This is a genomic window from Armatimonadota bacterium, assembly GCA_013314775.1.
GTDB lineage: Bacteria > Armatimonadota > Zipacnadia > Zipacnadales > JABUFB01 > JABUFB01.
The window spans coordinates 1-17,300 of sequence record JABUFB010000030.1 but is presented as its reverse complement, the minus strand read 5'-3'; the positions used below and the strand labels follow the sequence as shown (position 1 = coordinate 17,300).

Below are 17,300 nucleotides of genomic sequence, written 5' to 3'. Positions count from 1 at the left end.
TCACGTCGTCATACAGCGAAGGGGTGCGGGGAAGGTCTTTGTGCTGCAACGCCATCACCTCACACCCACGATTCCCCTATGAACACGCAAGACCTCCCAACTTTTTCAGCGATTAGATGATGGCGATGACCACAAGCAACTCGATCAGTGTAAAGCCGCGTCTTTTCATTTCGCTCTCCTTTCATCCATGATTCAGTGCCGACAACGTCGGACCTTATATTATTACCCGCAGGCGCTCCAATTCCTGCCTCGATTTAGCAGGATTTTGTGAAGGACCGCGACAACACCCCCTTGTGTTACAATAGCAGAAAAACCGACACCATCGGCAAGGAGCCCGACCATGACCCACAAGGAACGCGTCATCGCGTCGTTCAGGCACCAGCAGCCCGACCGCACGCCTTATGTGATCGGGTTCACACAGAAATCCCTGACAGCCATGGAGCAGTATTTCGGGGGCCGGGATTTCCTCAAACTTATCGACAACAGCGTTCACGGCGTGGCCGCAAATCCCGGTCCGAGAGACCAGTGGATCGACAAAAACACCTGGCAGGATGAGTTCGGCGTGCAGTGGGACCGCAGCATCGACCGGGACATCGGCAATGTATGCAATCGCGTCCTGCCCGACCGTGACCTGAGCAAGCTGGACCTGCCCGACCCGCATGATCCCGCGAAGTTCCAGGGATTTGCGGAAGCCTGTGAGGCAGGCAAGGACCGGTTCGTGCAGTTCGGCATTGGGTTCTCGCTGTTCGAACGCGCGTGGACCCTGCGCGGGATGGACACACTGTTCATGGACATGATCGAGGCACCTGGGTTCGTCCATGAGCTGCTGGACGCCATCTGCGACTATAACGTTGCCCTGGTGGAGCAGGCAGTAAAGTACGATATCGATGCCGTGCATTTCGGTGACGACTGGGGATCGCAACGCGGCCTGCTCATGGGCCCGAAGCTCTGGGAGGAGTTCTTGAAGCCCCGGCTTGCCCGGCAGTACGGCGCGGCCAAAGCGGCCGGGAAGTTCGTGACCATCCACTCCTGCGGCATGGTGCAGGAGGTGTTCCCTCAGCTCATCGAGATCGGCCTGGACTGCTTCAACCCCTTCCAGCCCGAGGTCATGGACCCGTACGAGATGAAACGCCTGTACGGCGATCGCCTTAGCTTCTGGGGTGGGGTTAGCACCCAGAAGCTCCTGCCCTATGGAACCGTGGACGAGGTGCGCACCGAGGTCCGGCGACTTATCGCGGAAGTCGGCAGAGATGGCGGGTATATCTGCGCCCCCGCACACGCCATACCCGGGGATGCGAAACCTGAGAACATCATGGCAATGATCGAGACTCTGAACGAGTAAGCGCAGGTCCGAGTGACAGGCGGGGCGAATCTACGATTACGGCTGTCCGTAGTCTGACCTGGAGGAGGTGTTCCGCTTGAACTTCGTGCGAGGGCTCCTGGCAATAGGGCTGGCCGCCTGCCTGTGTGCACTGGCGTTTACGGCCGGACTTGCCATACGTGCGGCCTTGCCTGGCCTGGGCATGGATGCATCCGCCGCCCAGACCCCGGAGACGCCGGCAGCGCAGGGCGCGCCGGCCCAGGCGCAACCCAACGCGCCGACTGTTGGCGAGCCGAAACTAACTTTGATGGCTGACCCGGCAATGGCGCAGAGAGTCACCATCGATGGTGCTGTACGAGGCCGGGTTGTGATACGGGATCGAGTGGTCATCGAGACCCGCGGTGCCGCATACGACCTTGGCCCATACGAGCGGGCGAGCGTTGCCGCCGCGCGGCTCAACCTGGCCCTGGAGCAGAACGCCAAGCCCGCGGAGATCCAGGCAATCCAGCGTGAAGGCGCCTGGACTGTGGTGGCGGGCGACAGAGTGATCATCGGTGTGGCCGCCGGCGATCTGCCCGATGCCGAGACCACCGAGCAGCAAGTGGCCACGACATGGGCCACCAACATCGCTCTCGCGGTGCATGAGCTTCAGGGCACAAAGCCGGGCGATGACCAGCCTTTGCCGGAGTTCCGAGCCGAAGGACGAGATGTGCGAGACGACGGAGCCTCTATAGGCGTGCTTATAGTCAACGGCCAGGAAGTCCTGCGCATCTTCGCCTCGTCACCGGGGCTCACCCCGCCGCAGCGCGCTCAGATCGTGGCCGATCGGCTCACGGAAGCCGTGAAAAACGGCGCAATGCCCGCGGACGTGGGCACCACCACCGTCCAGGGCATGTCCATCGTGAAGATTGGCGAGACGCTCCTTGTCACAGTCTCCCCCCTCGACGCCGAGCGCGCGAATGTAACTGAGGACGAACTCGCGCGAATCTGGTCGAAGTCCATCGCTGACGCGCTGTCCGAGCATTTCGCGCAGGCGTCCGGCCCGCTCAAGAAGCCGGCGGATGAGTGGGTACCCCGCGAGCCGTATGACGACAAGTGGGTTCCCATCATCAGCATCCTTGAGGGCGTGAGGGTCGGTCTGGCGAGGGTGAACGGTCCGCGCTCGCGAGTGCAGCTTGTGCAGGCTGTGGCGCAACTCGAGACCCACTGGAAGCGCAACCTGGAGATCGACGTGTTCATCCCCATCTCCACCAAAGTGCCCGGCGAGACCATCGACTGGGTGAAGGGTTGCGCAGTCACGGGCCTAGCGGATATCAAACTCTGAAAGGAGGCCGGCATCATGATCCGGCGCAGGCCATATCATTGTCTTACGGCGCTTTTGTGCGCGTTCTTCCTGCTCGTGGGCATCGCCGGCGGCCCGCCGCCCTCCTATGCTCTGGACCTGGGCGGAGTTCTGGGCAAAGTGCTCATCGTCGGCGGCGTGGCGTTCATTGTGAAGCAGTTCGGCCCGGACATCGACCGGTTCATCAACTCAGTCCTGAGCCAGAAGGGCATTGCGCGCGAGGGCATGACGAAGGTTGTGCCCATCATCCGCGTGGGCACCACGGGGACGGCTGTCGGCGCGGCTCAGGTAATCGGGCCTGAGCAGCAAGTGAAGAAAGTGCAGGCCGTCGCGGAGCTCGAGCTGACGGTGGGCAGCCTGCGCGGCCGGGGTCTGATCCCGGTGACGACGAAAAAAGTGTCGACCGATACGGTCCGCGGTGTCGGTGGCGTGGGCATATCGGCGAACATCAAGATACCGCTGTAGACGGTTTTCTGCCGACCGGGACGGTCGGCCTACGCGAAAAGGGATGCCAGCCGCGTAGGTCGAGCGTCCCGTTCGACGCCCCCTCCCATCCCCCTACGCCATCGCCTTCCAGGCATTTACCGTCTCGCGCACGGCGTCTGCGGACTTACGCAGGGCCGCGGACTCCTCTTCGTTCAGGTCCAGCTCGATGATCTGCTCAATCCCGCTCTTCCCGAGCTTCGCGGGGACGCCGACGAACACATCGTCCAGACCGTACTCGCCAGTTAGCTGAACGCAGGTGGGGAGTATGCGCTTCTCGTCCCGCAGGATCGAGGCCACCATCTGAGTCACTGCCGCACTGGGCGCGTAGAAGGCGCTGCCGGTCTTGAGCAGCCCCACGATCTCCGCCCCACCGTCCCGGGTGCGCTGGACGATGGAGGCCAGCCGATCTTCAGGGATCAACTCTGTCACGGGGATGCCGCTCACGGTGGAGTGCCGGGGCAACGGCACCATGGAGTCCCCATGGCCGCCGAGCACCATTGCCGTCACATCTTCAGGCGAGCAGTCCAGTTCCATGGCGATGAAGGCGCGGAACCGTGCGGTATCCAGAACGCCGGCCATCCCGAAAACCCGTTCCCGCGGATGACCCGATACCTGCTGGGCGATGTACGTGGTCACATCCAGGGGGTTCGAGACCATGAGCAGGATGGCTTCGGGCGCGTGGGCCATAACATTGGTCACCACCTCCGTCGTGATCTTCCCGTTGGTTGCCAGGAGGTCATCCCGAGACATGCCGGGCTTCCGTGCGATCCCCGCCGTGATCACCACAAGGTCCGACCCCTCAGCGGGACCGTATTCGGTCCCCCCACTGATGCGGCTCCCGTGGCCCACGATCGGTGCGGCTTCCGCAAGGTCCAGCGCCTTGCCTGCCGCAAATCCTTCGAGCACGTCCACGAGATACACATCGGCGATGGCATTCTCGGCAATTCTCTGGGCGCAGGTGGCCCCAACGTTCCCGGCTCCGACGACAGTGACTTTCATGGGTGCGTGTCCTTTCATTTCTCAGACGGGCGAGATTGCATGCGGTACTCGCCTGCCCGGCAATCTGGTATAATCCGGCGCGTGTCAGTCTCCGCGCTGCTGTCTGATCTTGCGCTGTTCGCCCTGCAGGTCGTGGCCCTGTACAGCCTGTCGCGCCTCCTGTTCGTCTGGGTGCTGCAGGCCACCGCCACCCGCGGCCGGAAAGGCGGCTGGATCATCAACGCGCTGCGGCTGCCCGGGAACATCATCCACGAACTGGGGCACGCCATAGGATACCGTCTTTGCGGGTACCGGGTAAAGGAGGTTGTATCCTGCCTGGGCGACCCCGACGGCCGGGGCAAGTGTGTACCCGGCGAGGCCTGGTGTCCCCTGGCGGTGCCCTGGCTCGCCACATCAGCGGCCGCAGTCTTCCCGCTGCTTTTCGGCACCGCGACCCTGTGGGCCCTGGCTGAAGTCCTCGGCATCCCGTTGCGCCAGGATGGCATCCAGTCCCAGGATGGGCCTTTCCTGTACCTGTGGGACAGCATCCGCGAGGCCTTGATCGCTTTGGACTTCGGCAACTGGCGGACGGGCGTGTTCTTGTACCTTGCGTTCAGCATCGGCGCCGAACTGGCTCCCAGCCAGTCGGACCTGCGTCAGGGAATGGGGCCGTTGCTGGCAATAGCGGGCATTGTCGGCATAGTGGCGCTCTGGCTCGGTCTGGTGCATCCTGACGGGCTCATGTGGAAACTGCTCTTTCACGCCACCACCCGGGTGCTGGAACTGGTGTCGCCGCTGCTCGTGTTCGGCATCATCACCACCGGCGTTGCGGCAGTGCTGTTAGTGCCTTTCGCGATTGTTGTTCGCGGCATGAGGCGAATACTTGCGGTGTGATCGACGATCCTTCAGAAGGAGCCGTATGTACGTCGCCATCCGTGACGTGATCCTGACGCACGCCGGTTTCCGAAGCGCAGCGGAAGGCCTTGCCGCGCTGGGGCTGGATGCTGTCGAGGTTCTGGTCAACCGCGACGGCAGCCTGCCCTATCCGGATGGCGGCGTGGCCGACCCCCGCTGCCCGATGGACACCGACGCTGACCTCGCGCGATGCGCGGCGGCCTACCGGCAGCCCGGCATTCACGTCTGCTGCTTGATGGTGGCCAACAACTTCAACGCCGAGGACCTGGACGCGGAAGTGGCCTGGGCGGTCGCGGCGGTGCGAAATGCCGAGGCGTTGGGGTCGGATTGCGTTCGTCTCGATGCGGCGATGACTGGTCAGCACGACACCCCCTTTGCAAAGCGAGTGCGTGTCTTTGCCGACTGCGTTTGCAGGATTCTCGACGCGACCCGGGCATCCAGCGTCCCTCTAGGCATCGAAAACCACGGCTGGCAAGGCAACGACCCCGAGTGGCTCTCGGCGGTGTTCGAACGAGTGGACTCCCCGCGGGTGGGATTGACGCTGGACACCGGGAACTTCTACTGGGCAGGGCACGCGCTGGACGAGGTGTATCAGATTATCGAGCAATTCGCGCCGCTGGTGAAACATGTTCACTGCAAGAACATTCGACTCTCCCCGGCACAGGCGAGAGCCCGACGCGTGCCAGGCTGGGACTACGGAAACCACATCTGCCCCGTGCCCGACGGGGATGTGGACCATCACCGCATTTTGGACATTCTGAGCGCTGCAGGCTATGAAGGAAGTCTGGCGATTGAGGATGAGTCGCTGAGTCGGTACGAGGGGGAGGCCCGTCTCGAACAACTGCGCAGAGACGTGGACTTCCTGGCGGATCTGGCGGTCGCGCGCGGAGGGAGAAGAACCTGGGCGGCACAGTCCACAGCAGCCCGCACAGAGCAGACTGCCGACGGTCTTCAGCCCCCGACAGGGGGCGGCAGCCCTTTGCCACCAGCGTGAGCTGGTGGCAAGGAGCTAGCGCCCCTCCGGGGCTCGACCGTGAAGGCCGGCGGTTGCGGCGGCCCTGCGCGCCACAGGTGCGCGCCCTGCACAGGCAGAAACTCAGACGGGCGCGTCTCACCGCCCCGAGATCACAAACTCCCGGTACGCGGCGGGGTTCTTGCCTTCTCCAATGCCCGGCGTCAAGCCCATCCAGTATCCCCGTCCCTGACCGTCATTGTCATTCGCGATGAAGTTCACCGCGATCACTTTCCCCGGTAGTGGAGGCGCGATCCCCAGCGATTCCCAGGTCAGCAGCGCCTCATAGCGGGTCTCATTTCCCACTCGCCTCACCGCCACGGCCCCCCCGGGATGTGGGGCGCCTGACGGGTAACTGGTGTAGGCCCGGGCAGTCCCCGACTCATCTACCAGCCCCACCTCGCGGTCATCCGGCCCGAACTCCTCCGCGCTGTCGTTCAGCGGGTCCATGGCGATCTGAATGCTGTCCGACATCCAGTGCCCCGAGCCCGTGACGGGTACCGCGTGGGCGTCATCGGTCACCGCAGCCGCGAAGTACAGGCCTTTGTCGTCCGCCGCGAACCATGCGCGAACACTCAGGTCCGCCGGTCCACTCCAGCCCACGTTCGGGTCGGGGGGCAACACATCCTCGCGCCTGTCCACGGTGAACGCCTCCCGCGATTGCCATTCGGGCAACTCGCCATCCACGCTGATCCCCGCAGGCGGCGGGGGCATGGGCGTCGCCGGCCGGGGTACGGTGCGCTCCTGCTTTCTGTCGCCTGAAATCACCGCAACCCGCGCGGTATTCGCTCCTTGCGGGAAAGGCACCCGCAGGTGCACGGGTTTCTGGGATTCGGGCACTACCATTTCCATCTCGGCGCCGTCTACCGTGACCGTGATCGTTTCCGCTTGCCCGGCCCGATTGGCAAGCAAGAGGCCGATGTCGTCGGCGGTATCCTGGTAGGCCAGACGCAACTCCACCGGGACTGCCACGCTGGCTCCCATTTCCTCGAGGAAGGCAGGCCTCTCGCCCACCTCGCGCAGAGGAAGCACCCAATAGACGGGTAGCCGGCCGATGGTCACGCCGCGGGATGGATCTGCAATGCGTCCGAGCATACCCGTGTACCAGATCCCGGCGGGCGCGCTCCCGGGCGGGGTGATTGCCGCGGCCTCACCGTCGCTCCACCAGACTACCACCAGCTCGTCTCGCTCCCTGCCGGCGAAAGTGAAGCGATGGATTTCCGGCGTCACATCAGCCGAGTCTACCGGCTCCGTCCCGTCAAGCACCCAGGCGCAGGCGGCGTAGGCCATTGCGGCCGGCAGCGGGAACATGGGCCGGCCCCGAAGCAGCCCGTACTCATGCCCGCCTTCATTGCAGCCAACCTGGGTGAAATACGAGAACTTCTCCATGCCCGGCACGCTCTTGCCCGCGATGAGCGCCTGGGTAATGCAGGCGGCAAAATCCAGGGAGTAAATGCTGAGCGGGTCGGCGGTTGCCTGCACGCCCCAGCCCAGCTCGCCCACCCACATGCGCCGGGGGCGGCCAAACTCTTCCATCATGTCCAGCGCGGCCCGGCACTTCTCGGCCATCCGGTTGTTGACCGGCCAGCGCGGATGCAGCCCGGGCCCGAAATATCGCGGCGAAGCGTATGGGTGCCCGGTGTACAGGTCCAGACAGTCGCCGGCCTTCGCCATCACCGCCCGGGAGTACCGCAGACCGCTGTCGAAATCCCCGCCGCTGACATCCAGCCCGGTGACCAGCACATTCGGATTGCCCGCTTTCGCCCCGGCATGCCCGTGCCGGAGCAATTGGGCGTAGTAGTCCACACCCTCCTCGAAGCTCAGGCCGGGTTGTTGCCAGCAGGTGAGGTCCGGTTCATTCTGGATCTCCAGCGCGGTGATGTAATCGCCATACCGCGCCGCTACGTCCCGCACGAAGCGTTCCCATTCATCCATGAACGCGGGGTCCACAAGACTCCGCAGATTTGGCTTGTTCGGGACCTCCCACGCTACCCAGTTCGGCGCGATCGCCTGCACGGTATACAGCGTGGCCATGCCGTGCTCAACCGCGGACCGGATGCTCGGGTCCAGGTAGCGCTCCCAGAGCACCTCGCCCTTGCGCGGTTCCGCCCAGCGCCAGCCCGGCCCGATGCGCACCGACTTCGCCCCCAGGCGCTCGGCAGCTTCCATGTCCTGGATGTGCTGCATACCGAAGTAGCTGTCAGGTGCGAACTGGCCCCAGTAGCGGGGTTCAGGCACTACCGCCAGGCCGCTCACCGATTCGCTGACGCCGCCCGTGCCGGCATCCGTCATGGTCGCCGCGATGCGCCAGTAGCCGATGTCCCCGGTAGGCACGGGCACATCCACCTGCTCCGCGTCCCACCCGGCCACGGTGAGGTCGCGAGTCAGCAACACTTCCGGCTCTTGGTCGATGCCCTGCCGCAACACACTCAGGCGACATGTGGCGGTCTCCTCAAGGCGATTGAGCACCCGCACGGAGTAGGTGGACGGCTCCCCAGGAAAGGCAATGCCGGATGGGGTGCCGGGGGCGATTTCTGAAGTCCAGCGACCTTCTTTGGCCGGGTCATCCACCACCATGAACAAATCGGACGCCAGGATCTCCGCCTGGTCGGGTCCCCGTGTCGCTGCGAAGAGCACGATCTGCAGGGGAAAATGGAGCACGCCGTCATTCGCGCCGCCCCAGTGATTTCCGAAGCTCGCAGGGACAAGGGGAATCTCAACCCGTGTCCACTGTCCCTGGGTAACCTGGAAGCCGCCGGCATGTTCTTGCTCGGTTGCATCCCGCACACGGATCATGCCCCGGGAGCGGTCCGCCATCTTGATCCAGCAGCCTACCGCGCGGCATTCGGGTATCCGCCCGTACCACTTGAGCCCGCCATAGCGGCTCTCTCCCGCGAAAGAGACCTGGCTGCGTACGGACATGCCGCGCTCAGGGTCCTTGACCAGGGACAACTGTGTGGTTGCGCCGGGGAACTCGCCGCCATCCTCCGCTCCCCAGCCCGTGAGCGTCTGGGCCGTGTCGAGAAGGACCGCCACGGGTTCGGCCCAGGCAAGGGAGACGGCTGCGAGGGCAGCAAGGAGAGGCAGCGCGCTGCGAAACATTTTGGGCACCTCCGACGGATCGTACTTGCGCAAGTCCGCCGCGACATTTCGGCGCGAGAGTGCGGATGCCCTTTGTGGGGTAGCGCAGTCGCCCAGACAGCCGCCGACCGGGACGGTCGGCCTGCGCGAGGTCACCCACACGCCGCGTGGGTCGTCGGTGCCCCGGATTGAAACCCGGGGCTAGGGGCCTTCGGCCGGGCGTCCTGAGGGACGCGAAGGCTGAGGAGATTGCCGACCAGGTCGCGTGGGTCGAGCGTCTCGCTCGACGCCGTCTTTGAGTTGGCGAGTGTGCATCCTGCGCCCTCTCCGCCTCCCCACTTGCAAGGCCGGGCACGCTGGTTTACAATCTGCCGCGGCTGACTGATCACACGAAGCAAGGGCCCGGCGCGTTCCACACTGACGCCGGGCCGGCTTTCATGACTGGATGAGACGTCGCATGGAACTGGCTCCCGGACAGCATGTATTTTTCGCCGGCATCGGCGGGATCAGCATGAGCGGGCTGGCACACGCTCTGCTGGACATGGGGTTCCCCGTCTCCGGCTCGGACATGTCCGAGAGCCCGGCGCTGGATCATCTCAGGCAGGCAGGCGCGAAGGTGTTCGTCGGTCACGATGCCGCGAACATCGCCGGCGCAGACCTGCTCGTGCGCACCACCGCGGTGCTTGATGACAGCCCGGAGATACGCGCAGCCAGGGATGCCGGTATCCCCATTCACCACCGGTCGGAGCTCCTTGCCTGGATGTGCCGCGACCGCGTAAGCATCGGTATCACCGGCACCCATGGCAAGTCCACCACCACCGCGATGGCGGCTACGATCCTGCTCGAACTCGGCCTCGACCCAATGGTGTTCGTGGGTGCCGAATCCCCACGCCTGGGGGGGAACTACCGCCTGGGAAAGGGCAAGCACATCGTCTTCGAGGCCTGCGAAAGCGATCGCAGCTTCCTGAACTACGTGGGCTGTTCGCAGGTCATTACCAGCGTTGAGGCCGACCACCTCGACAATTACAAGACCTTCGACGCCGTGAAGGACGCCTTCGCGCAGTTCGCCGGCATCGCCGATCCCAATGGATTCATCGTCTACAACGCGGACGCCTCCGATGTGCGCGACGTGGTCAGCAATGCTCCCGCGCGTCTCATCTCGTACGGGCTTGCGACAGGAGCGAAACTGTCTGCGACGGACATCCAGATGGGCCCGACAGGATCGCTCTTCGAACTGCTAATCGATGGGCAACGCGCTGGACAGGTGCATATCAAGCCGGTGGGCGAACACAATGTGCGCAATGCCCTGGCTGCTCTCGGGGTTGCCCTCGGTTGCGGGCTGGACATGGACGCGGCCCGCGCAGCGCTGGCGAACTACGAGCCCATCGGCCGCCGATTCCAACACATCGGATCGAAGAACGGGCTGTGTGTGGTGGATGACTACGCACACCATCCCACGGAGTTGCGCGCTGTCCTTGCCGCAGCGCGGTCGGTACATTCGGGGCGGATAATTGCCGTGTTCCAACCTCACTTGCGCAGCCGGACACGGGACCTGCTTCATGAGTTCGGCGCATCCTTCGCCAACGCCGACCTGGTGGTCCTAACAGATATTTACCAGCCCCGCGAGGACGGTCTCGCAGAGTTCGACATCACCAACCTCGTGCGCGCCATCGAGGACGCCGAACCAGGCAAGGAGGTATCCCTGGTCCGGAACATGGCGGACGTGCCGGGCTACCTTGCGCCACTGCTGTCAGGGGATGACCTGGTGCTCACCATTGGCGCGGGAGACATCGTGAAAATCGGGCCGGCGATCTTGGCCGCGGCCCATTGATTACTGATACGTCTGTCGTCCAGTGACCCACACCAATCGCAGCCTTGATCTACAGCGCGGAGGTCATGGTGATGGCGACCACCTACGACACATATCGGCGCGCGCCCCGCGGCGCATCGGCCAGCGCCGTGCGACGGCAGATCCGCCGCTTTCTACTCCCCTCCGCGTTCGTCGTCCTGGTGCCCGCCGTGATAGGGTTCCTGGGTTCGGACGCTCTCGCGCTCAGACTGGTCCGTGTCTCTTCCAGGGATGCTCCGCTGGAGAAAGAAGTGTGCGAATACCTGTCGGTACCAGAGCGCGCCAACACCCTCTTCTTCCCCACCCGCAGCCTGGCCGAACAGGCCCTCAGGTGCCCACGGGTCAAGTCGGTAAGGGTGGACCGTGAACTTCCACATGCCATCGTGGTGCATGTGGAGCCACGAAACCCGGCCTTCGCGCTCACCAGTGGCTCAAACTACGTGATGGTGGATGAGGAAGGTGTCCTGCTCTTCCAGACTCACGCCCCCGGGAAGCAGTACCCACGCGTCGATGACCGCAGCAGCGTGCCACGAATACTCGGCGGCAGGCTGAACCAGCAATGCCTGGCTACGGTCCTCGCCTGCATGGACGGCGCGCGGCAGGCAGGAATGAAGCCAGGCTTCGTCCTCGATCTCGGAACCGCGTATGACTACCGGATGCTAACGCCGGACAAGACCCCTGTTCTGTTGGGCGGACCGGATAACATGGTGCGCAAGGTCATCATCGCTGCGTCCACCGAACAGCATCTTCGCAAGCGCGGCGCGCGGGCTGAGTATATCGACGTCACCGTGGTGACGAACCCCAGGTACAAGCTGGCCGAGAGAGACCGGCGGGCACAGTAGAGACCCGGGCGGGGTAGCCCTGTCTCGCGGAGCAGCGCACGAGCATTTCCGGCGGGTCCTGATGTGCTGGCCGCGCCGGAAACGAATGCCAGCCTCCCAACGCCCCTGATTTCCTAGAGATCCTTCACCTCGACCACAAGCCCCTCCAGCGCTTCACCGAGCTTATTCATGGCCAGCCACGGCTTGTCCGCCGACTGCGCCCCGTAGATAAGCAGCCACGGCTGATCGCTATCGCGCCACTCAGTGCCGGGCTGCAGAGTCACCGGGAAGTCCAAACCTCGCCGGGCATCCGGATGTTGCCCGCCATCGGGTGACAGCCAAAACTGGCTGGTGATGCGCTCGCTGAGCGGCACGGTGCCGAACACCAGCCCGGCCTCATCATCCTGCCAAGCACCGCCCTGAAGCGCGTAGTAATTGGGCACGTGGTGGGTCTCGGATGCCGGCACATCACCCTCCGCACTGCCTCCGATAAGTCCGTTCAGATAGAAGAAGTACCCCTTGAGCATGAAGGACCGCTGGTCCACGCTGTCCAGGCATTTGATGGAATCCAGGCGCGCAAGGAACCAGTTGGTCTTCGCGGGGAGAATGATATCGTGCGAGACCCGGAAGGGCGCCGCGACGCTGCGTTGTGCCTCCTGCCGGCCCTGGTCATCCACTGCCGTAATGGGCCGGCCCGATCCACCGGTGGCGGTTCCGTGAATGACCGCGCCCACTTCGCCCACCTCCACATCCAGCTTCGCGCTGTCCGTGCGCACCCACAGGTTTTGGCTGCTTACTTCCTGCCAGACCAGCGGGTTGTACGTCCCCAGCATCTGCCCGTCGATCATGATCCGGTCCAGCAGGTTCCCGGAACTACCTGCAGGTCCCGTCAAGGTGAGGCGACCATTGCTGATGTTGCCGGCCCCATCCACAGTCACTCCGGGCGACAGCGGTTTCTTATCCGGGCCGTACCCCACCAGCAGCGTCGCGCACCCCCATGGCTCAAGGCGTTCCAGCAGGAAAACAAGGTCCGTGCCGCATACCTGCACAGGCACCGGCTCCCCGCCGGGGGTGATTGCTTGCAGCCGAAGGTCGAATGGCGTGCTGTATCCGAGAAACCGCGACCACAGGTTCTTCGCGATGGCCACCGCAGGCTCCAGTGCCTCCGCGCTCTGATTGGCGACGAGAAGCGCCACGCAGCTGTCAGCCTTGAAGCCTTCGGGCGCCTTGAGCCCGGGCACCCAGTCCAGTTTCACCGCCCGGTTGTTCTCGCGGTCCGCGTCAGGGGTCTTGCGGTCCGGGTCAAGTTCCACCACGGTCAGGTGTGCTCCGGGAGCAGTCGGCGCGGGCAGGTCCAGCGCAATCTCGCGGCCTGCCGCGAGTTTCAGCTCGCGACGCTCCAAAACGCCGTCACGGATGATGCGGGCCTCAACCGTCGCATCCACTTTTCCGCGGTTGAACGCCGTACCCACGCCGTCCATCCCGATCTCCGGGTACTCTCCATTGTGCAGAGAGTATGCCGTAGCGTGGATGCGCGTGGCCATCCGGGTGAGTTCCTCGTACACCTCGTCCCGCTCGTTCACCAGACCGTAGTTGCTGTCTTCAGGGAAGGTGTCAGAGATGCCCAGGGCGGGCTCGTCCACCCACATGAAGTAGTCGCTGCCCACCATGAAGGGCAGGCGCAGGAACATCTCCTGATAGATGCGGAAGCACTCCGCCTTCTGCGCCTGGGTGTCTACGCGCATGCCCGCTCCGTGCTTGCAGGGCAGGCCGGAATCCAGCGCGGGGAAGGACCACTCAGTGATCATCAGCGGCTTATTCGCCTGCTCGTAGTAATCGGTGAAGATCTCCACATGCCCGGGCGCGATGCCTTTGTCCAGGTCCACCCGGCCGTAATAGTTGAAGGTCACGATATCGCAGTACTTGCCACAGATGTCCCAGATCCCCGCCGGCGCGTTCCCGGCGAAGCGGCAGCCGAGAATCAGGTGGTTCGGGTCGTGCTTCCGGATAGCCTCGGTGGTGTATTTGAAATACAGTTCGGCCACCAGGCGCACGAAGCCCACCTTGTCGTCGCGCACCCGTTGCAGGTTGGTGCCGCTGAGCTCCTGGCGCGCCAGGATGTCCTCGAAAGACTCGAGGTTCGTCCCCCAGGCGGCGTTGAAGTCCTCGATGGTCTTGTGCAAACCGCGCAGGTAATCCACCAGAGCGATCTTCGCCGTGTGGTCAGCGGGCTTCTTCATGGCCTCGTCGAACATGCCCTCTTCCCGGTGGGACTTCCCATACCACTCAAGCTCATTGTCCAGGAAGTAGCCGAACAACCATGGGTCTGTCCTGCTCTGGCGCACTGCCTGCTGGGCTGTCCGGTCACAGTATCGCGGCCATTTCGGGCTGAAGACGTTGGGGAAACCGGTCCAGGTGGTTTTCGGAACGATGTCGTCGTACGACGAGAAGTTGCTGCCGAAGGCCACGAAATCCGTATGCGCCAGGCCCCTGTAACGGCACTCGTTCCCGTTTCCCGCGCCAAGGAGGTTGAAGCCCCAGGACTTCAGCCGGTCCGTGGCGAGTTCCGCCCACTGTTCGCGGCTTTCGTACTTCGCATCATTGTTTCGGCCATATGGCGCATAGCCCAATTTCTGGCACCAGTGCCCGCTGTAGCGGCAGTGGTCGGTGCCGATCGCCCAGAACGCTCTGCCCTTCGGATCCACCAGCCACCAGCGCCCGTCGCGGTTTTCAGTGCGGAAAAAGCCGGTGGCTTCCGATGTGAACACGTCAGACGCGGCCACATCATACGGCGGGTACGTGACTTCCTCGGGAGCGGCGTCCGGAACCGGGTCGGTTCCGGTGAAGCGAAAATCATCGAAGAAGCCACGGAATCCCGATGCCCGCAGTGCCGGGCGGCCAATGGTGGGTTCCGCACCAGTGAACTCGTACGCAATGTGAGCGACCTCGGCCTGGGCCTCATCGAGCACCCGGCCTTCGATGCCATCCGGGGTCAGCGAGATGGTGAGCCGGTACGGCTTCCCATACTCCCACTGCAACTGGCCTCCCTCGTTTGCAGTGCGTCGCACGCCGGCCTGGGACGGCCACTCGCCCTGGTACATCTGGGCAAGCTCGCAGAAATGCTTCGCGCCGTCGGTATCCGGAGACTCAACAAGCGCCAGGTGCCAGTAGCGATCATTGCTGTCCCAGACCGACACACCGGCGATCTTCCAGCCATCCGATGTCGCCTTGCTGATGGTCAACACCGCTTCGACGGTGATGGTCCCGTAACGCGGCCGGTCCTTCAGGAAAACAGTGCTGGGTGGTCCGTCGAACTGCATGGCTTCGTTTCGCACCTCCCAGATGACGCCGGGTACATCCCAGTTCGGGGAGCCATCCGCGCCGTCGCCGTACTTGGCGAACTTGTCCACAAACTCATCCGCGAGGCACGCGGTTGAGGCGAGAAGGAGCATTGGCAGCACGATGCAGATGCGCATGAGATGGACCTTCTTTCGGCAGTTTCAGACGCGGCTTGCCCGACGCTGATGCGCGGGATACGCAGCTCACGCCGCCCGTTCAGCCACTCGCCGGGGGCTGGTTGAGCTCAACCTTGGCGCCGGAATCGGCTGCGGAGTACACGCCTTCCACGATCTCCACCGACCGCATGCCCTCAATACCCGGGCAGGCCGGAGTCTTGCCCAGGCGGATTGCGCGGTACATATCGTCGAGAATGTGAACCGGCCAGTCCTCGTCCACAACGATGTCATCCAGCGGAATTGAGTCACCGTTGCGGCGCAGGATTTGGATGTTCCTGTCGCCGTCCATCAGAATCGAGCCTTCGGAGCCATTGATCTCGATCTTCGTCCCGCGATTGGGGAAAGCGCTGGTGGTGGTCTCGATCAGGGCCCAGGCGCCGCTTTGAAAAGTGAGGCTGGCGGCGCAGTAGTCCTCGGTCTCGATGTCATGGGCGAGGGTCCCACGCCGTCCATACTCCACTGTCTTCACCGGCCCGAGAAGCCAGTATAATTCGTCGATCATGTGCACGCCCTGATTGGCGATGGAGCCACCCTCCGTTTCGGTTCGGCTGCGCCAGCCCGCGGGCTCCCCACCATCGTAATAGTCCTGAGTGCGCATCCATTTCATCTGCAGATCAGCGAACAACACGCGCCCTATCACCCCGTCGCGCAAGGCCTGCCGCACCTTGCGCACATTGGGCTCATAGCGAAGGCCAAAATCCACCGCCAGTACCTTCCCTGCTTTCTCCGCGGCCGCGATGGCAGTCTGACAGGCAGCGACGCGGATATCCATAGGCTTCGTAGTGCTCGCGTGGAATCCGGCTTCCAGAGCCATGGTGGCGTGCCGGCAGTGATCGCCGCTGGCCGTCCAGACACCGATGACGTCCAAGTCGTCGCGCCCCAGCATCTCCTCATAGTCGGTGGTCCAGGCGCACCCGAACTCCTGGGCCACGTTCTTGGCGCGATCCGCATCCAGCGCACAGACGCAGCCGATTTCCACGTTGGGGTAGTCATGGGCAAGCTTCGCGCGAGAGTAGCCCATGCCGAGGCCAAGAATCCCGTAGCGGATGGGGTCGGGCATATATAGTCGCCTCCAGGAATTGCGCGGATCAGGACGTACGCGGGGTCATTTCGCGTCGCGAAAGCAAGTTCCTGCCCGGCGGGTTACGCCCGGCGCGAAAGCCGACAGTGCCCCGCGCTGAAGCACGGGGCTGCGGGCCTTGGGCCAATCGTCCTCCGGACGAAATGTTCTCGCTAACGTCCCCCGAGTGGCCCCGCGCTGAAGCACGGGGCTACGGGCCTTGGGCCAATCGTCCTGCGGACGAAATGCTCTCGCTAACGTCCCCCGAGTGGCCCCGCGCTGAAGCACGGGGCTACGGGCCTTGGGCCAATCGTCCTCCGGACGAAATGCCGTCAGCGTCCGCCAGGACGCCCGGGCCGAAGCGCTCCGGATACGGAGCGCCGGCCCCTCAGGCCCGTGCTTCAGCGCGGGCCCTACATGCCTTCGGCCAACCAACCCTCGGCCGTCAGCGTCCGCAAGGACGCCCGGGCCGGCGAAACGGTCTCCGTGAACGCCGCCGGAAGGTGCCCCGCGCTGAAGCACGGGGCTACGGGCCTTGGGCCAATCGTCCTCCGGACGAAATGCCGTCAGCGTCCGCAAGGACGCCCGGGCCGAAGCGCTCCGGATACGGAGCGCCGGCCCCTCAGGCCCGTGCTTCAGCGCGGGCCCTACATGCCTTCGGCCAACCAACCCTCGGCCGTTAGCGTCCGCCAGGACGCCCGGGCCGAAACGCTCCGGATACGGAGCGCCGGCCCACAGGCCCGTGCTTCAGCGCGGGCCCTACATGCCTTCGGCCAACCAACCCTCGGCCGTTAGCGTCCGCCAGGACGCCCGGGCCGGCGAAACGGTCTCCGTGAACGCCGCCGGAAGGTGCCCCGCGCTGAAGCACGGGGCTACGGGCCTTGGGCCAATCGTCCTCCGGACGAAATGCCGTCAGCGTC

At 64.1% G+C, this 17,300-nt stretch carries 12 protein-coding genes; 7 read left to right on the top strand and 5 right to left on the bottom strand.

What is annotated here, in order from left to right:
* Nucleotides 1–112: 112 nt before the first annotated feature.
* Nucleotides 113–169, bottom strand: coding sequence for a prepilin-type N-terminal cleavage/methylation domain-containing protein (locus tag HPY44_22150; GenBank protein ID NSW58724.1), 57 nt, complete (start codon nucleotides 167–169; stop codon nucleotides 113–115).
* A gap of 171 nt (nucleotides 170–340) precedes the next feature.
* On the opposite strand from HPY44_22150, the gene HPY44_22145 reads away from it, so the two are divergent.
* The 3 genes from HPY44_22145 to HPY44_22135 all read left to right on the top strand — a co-directional run bounded on the left by HPY44_22145 (nucleotide 341) and on the right by HPY44_22135 (nucleotide 3,128).
* Nucleotides 341–1,342 carry a uroporphyrinogen decarboxylase gene (locus tag HPY44_22145; GenBank protein ID NSW58723.1) on the top strand — a complete coding sequence of 334 codons (1,002 nt, stop codon included), beginning with the start codon at nucleotides 341–343 and terminating at the stop codon, nucleotides 1,340–1,342.
* A gap of 76 nt (nucleotides 1,343–1,418) precedes the next feature.
* Nucleotides 1,419–2,645, top strand: coding sequence for a hypothetical protein (locus HPY44_22140; protein ID NSW58722.1), 1,227 nt, complete (start codon nucleotides 1,419–1,421; stop codon nucleotides 2,643–2,645).
* Nucleotides 2,646–2,660: 15 nt separating this feature from the next.
* On the top strand, nucleotides 2,661–3,128 hold the full coding sequence (locus HPY44_22135; GenBank protein NSW58721.1) for a hypothetical protein: 468 nt from the start codon (nucleotides 2,661–2,663) through the stop codon (nucleotides 3,126–3,128).
* A 93-nt stretch (nucleotides 3,129–3,221) separates the two neighbouring features.
* Here the strand turns inward: HPY44_22135 and mdh are convergent, their stop codons facing one another.
* Nucleotides 3,222–4,148 (bottom strand): malate dehydrogenase, encoded by a 927-nt coding sequence (gene mdh / locus HPY44_22130; GenBank protein NSW58720.1) that lies wholly within the window; start codon nucleotides 4,146–4,148, stop codon nucleotides 3,222–3,224.
* Nucleotides 4,149–4,187: 39 nt separating this feature from the next.
* Here mdh and HPY44_22125 point away from each other — a divergent pair, with 39 nt between their 5' ends.
* On the top strand, nucleotides 4,188–5,021 hold the full coding sequence (locus HPY44_22125) for a hypothetical protein (protein ID NSW58719.1): 834 nt from the start codon (nucleotides 4,188–4,190) through the stop codon (nucleotides 5,019–5,021).
* 25 nt (nucleotides 5,022–5,046) lie between these two features.
* Nucleotides 5,047–6,036 (top strand): sugar phosphate isomerase/epimerase, encoded by a 990-nt coding sequence (locus tag HPY44_22120; GenBank protein NSW58718.1) that lies wholly within the window; start codon nucleotides 5,047–5,049, stop codon nucleotides 6,034–6,036.
* Nucleotides 6,037–6,153: 117 nt separating this feature from the next.
* Here HPY44_22120 and HPY44_22115 read toward each other — a convergent pair whose 3' ends face one another.
* Nucleotides 6,154–9,156, bottom strand: a complete 3,003-nt coding sequence (locus HPY44_22115) for a hypothetical protein (protein ID NSW58717.1) — start codon at nucleotides 9,154–9,156, stop codon at nucleotides 6,154–6,156.
* Nucleotides 9,157–9,592: 436 nt separating this feature from the next.
* Here HPY44_22115 and murC point away from each other — a divergent pair, with 436 nt between their 5' ends.
* Nucleotides 9,593–10,966 (top strand): UDP-N-acetylmuramate--L-alanine ligase, encoded by a 1,374-nt coding sequence (murC, locus tag HPY44_22110; GenBank protein ID NSW58716.1) that lies wholly within the window; start codon nucleotides 9,593–9,595, stop codon nucleotides 10,964–10,966.
* Between the two features lie 71 nt (nucleotides 10,967–11,037).
* Nucleotides 11,038–11,826 (top strand): FtsQ-type POTRA domain-containing protein, encoded by a 789-nt coding sequence (locus HPY44_22105; GenBank protein ID NSW58715.1) that lies wholly within the window; start codon nucleotides 11,038–11,040, stop codon nucleotides 11,824–11,826.
* 113 nt (nucleotides 11,827–11,939) lie between these two features.
* Here HPY44_22105 and HPY44_22100 read toward each other — a convergent pair whose 3' ends face one another.
* Nucleotides 11,940–15,281, bottom strand: a complete 3,342-nt coding sequence (locus tag HPY44_22100; protein NSW58714.1) for a hypothetical protein — start codon at nucleotides 15,279–15,281, stop codon at nucleotides 11,940–11,942.
* 79 nt (nucleotides 15,282–15,360) lie between these two features.
* Entirely contained in the window at nucleotides 15,361–16,380 is a 1,020-nt protein-coding gene (locus HPY44_22095; GenBank protein NSW58713.1) for a Gfo/Idh/MocA family oxidoreductase, read from the bottom strand.
* Nucleotides 16,381–17,300 lie beyond the last annotated feature (920 nt).